Genomic DNA, 2443 nt, shown 5'->3' on the forward strand with positions numbered 1-2443 from the left:
CCCCCCCCCCCCCCCCCCCCCCCCCCCCCCCCCCCCCCCCCCCCCCCCCCCTTTTAGATGTGTATAAGAGACAGCCATCATAGGCATTTCTTACCCTCCTGTGGCGATCGATAAGAACGAGGTAGCCCTGATGGATGTATCCCCCGGCTGCGGTGCTGTCTTCATTCACCGAAACCAGATAGTTCTTTTGTGCAGTGTTGTAAATCTCTTCTTTTGTGCCCCAAACAAACTGCCATTGACTGCCCCCAGCTCCCAGCTTGTCCTTGTATTCCTTTAACCTCGACGGCAGGTCGTACTTGTAATCTATTGTATGCGAAAGCAACATCACGTTTAGATTATCCTTGTATTTTTCAAACACCTTCATCAAGTTTCGATGCATGGTTGGGCATATCGTTGGACAGCTGGTAAAGAAGAAATCCGCCACATATATCTTTCCGTCGAAAAGCTTATTGGTAATTGGTATGCTGTCTTGGTTCAGATAGCTGAAAGATGGGATTGTCTTGTATACAGTATCTATCACTGCTCTCCCATCTACCATTTTAGTTTCAACTCCGTCGGCAATCATCGGAATCTTCCTTTCCTTGCTCGAACAGGCCCCGAGGCACAGTAGCAATGCAAGCAACACCATATTTCCGCTTATATACCCAAGTTTGTGGCTAGTGCTTTCCATGGTCATGCCCCTCATGCGTATTTGCCAGGCTTGATCCAAATCGCTTAAGATAAGCCTCAGACTGTTTCAAAGCAATTTGATAAAGACTGTCCATTTTTATCAGCTTTTCTTTTTCGCCTTTAAAATAAGCTACGGCCTGCGCATTGCTTTTTCCATCAATATCTGGCTGGAAGGCATGCATCCAGTCCATCATGTTTTCGTCGGCCTTGTTCAGGTGTCCAATAAGCACGGCGATATCGCGCTGCTCTTTGGCCGTGTCTATAGATTGGTCTGCATTTGCCTTTTGCGCAATCCCTGTTTTGGAAAGGGTATCCAATTGCATTTTGTACCTAACAGCTATCTCGCCGTCGATCATCAGTTTGTCGTGCATATCCATCACTTCTTGCCTAACGGCTTTGTAATCTGATTCTTGCTTGCACGAAAACTGCAGGGCAACTACCAAGAGCAGCATCCCTGCGATTTTTTCGATTTTTTTCATGTGAATGATTTTAAATTGTTAAAACGAAATTGACGTATGTACCATTACCCTGTTGCCCGCGCTTGCACGGCCGCCTGCCAAATCTTGCGACCACACGTTCTGATAGTTCGCACCAACAGATATCCTGCCCATAGAAAGCTCCACGCCACCAACCACAGAAAGCGAATAGCCACCCGAAACATCTACTTCATATTTCTTGCTTTCTACGTCTTTCTGGGCAGTTTCGTAAAGCAAACCGCCATTGGGCGCAATTGTAAGTACATTCGCAATCCTGAACTTGTAATAGGCAAGCACATTCGAGGTGAATTTGTTGCCATACCTGTACTCGTATTTATTGGCGGTATTAATCTTGTAGTTAAGGTTCACATCGAGCCCTGCGTCCTGCAAGCGGATATCGTAGGTGGCGTTCAGCGTAAAATCGGTACTCGCCGTTCCCAGCTGGAAATTGTTAGGCGATTCCTGAACAGCCAGCCTTTCTGAAGGCTCGTATTTTCCCGTAGGCGCCTTGATGCCTGCACCCACCCATAACGACTGTACGAGCAACTTATCACCAATAGAACTCCTATGGTCTAAAAGACCATAGTAGCCCATTACTGCAATATCGCCGAGGCCATCTTTTAAGCCGTTACCTGTCTGGCTAGTGCGTTCATTGAAATTGTAGGGCACAAAGGCCAATACCCTGAACTTTTTGCCGATGTTCCATCCGCCCCAAAGCTCGGCGGTCTGATAGGTCTCGTCGGCAGTGAGCGGCGTACGTTCGCCAAATGGTCCAAGATGGGTTGTCAGTGTTTTATGCTGGTATCTGAGCCCTATAAACCTTTTGTTAAATTGAGGCAGTATGCCAATATAATAGCTGCCAACGCCACACCCGCAGATATCGCATGCCCTGGTTGCAGTAATCGTAAAAACGGCCAGCAAAACGGCCAAAATGATTTTCTTTCTCATGTCTTATTGTTCCGCTAGTAACTTGTTCTTGATAAACTCTTCGTCGTTGAGCGTAGACAGGAACGCGGTAAGCCTGCCCTTTTCGCTTTCGCTCAGGCTGATGCCCAGCCTACCGCTCTGGCTAAGCAACGGATCGAGGTTTGGGGTTTGCTGCACCCCAGAATTGTAATGTTCTAAAACTCCGCCAAGGGTAAGGAACCTTCCATCGTGCATAAATGGCGCCGTATACTGCAGGTTGCGCAGCGAAGGCACCTTGAACTTGTATTTGTCGGCTTGGATCAATGTTGTTGGATACAGTCCCAAATCGTTGATGGCGTTTGGAGGCAGTCCATTGTTGCGGAAGCTACCGT

Annotated in this window: 4 protein-coding genes; all 4 read right to left on the reverse strand. The window is 47.7% G+C overall.

What is annotated here, in order from left to right:
* Nucleotides 1-613, reverse strand: a 613-nt coding sequence (locus tag JHD69_RS19435) for an SCO family protein (protein ID WP_233166067.1), incomplete at its 3' end; no start/stop codon positions are given.
* A gap of 43 nt (nucleotides 614-656) precedes the next feature.
* Nucleotides 657-1148 carry a hypothetical protein gene (locus JHD69_RS19440; protein WP_199141999.1) on the reverse strand — a complete coding sequence of 164 codons (492 nt, stop codon included), beginning with the start codon at nucleotides 1146-1148 and terminating at the stop codon, nucleotides 657-659.
* 18 nt (nucleotides 1149-1166) lie between these two features.
* The gene (locus JHD69_RS19445) at nucleotides 1167-2093 is read right to left on the reverse strand and encodes a transporter (protein ID WP_199142000.1); all 927 of its coding nucleotides are present in this window, start codon (nucleotides 2091-2093) and stop codon (nucleotides 1167-1169) included.
* Nucleotides 2094-2096: 3 nt separating this feature from the next.
* Nucleotides 2097-2443 (reverse strand): cytochrome-c peroxidase (locus tag JHD69_RS19450; RefSeq protein WP_370583528.1); only part of this gene is annotated, 347 nt, incomplete at its 5' end.

Origin of the sequence: Pedobacter sp. ASV12 (genome assembly GCF_016429155.1) — a bacterium.
Classification (GTDB): domain Bacteria; phylum Bacteroidota; class Bacteroidia; order Sphingobacteriales; family Sphingobacteriaceae; genus Pedobacter.

Coding starts and splice junctions, on each gene's coding strand:
- JHD69_RS19445 (WP_199142000.1), bottom strand. CDS start 2,093: ATGAGAAAGAAAATCATTTTGGCCGTTTTGCTGGCCGTTTTTACGATT.
- JHD69_RS19440 (WP_199141999.1), bottom strand. CDS start 1,148: ATGAAAAAAATCGAAAAAATCGCAGGGATGCTGCTCTTGGTAGTTGCC.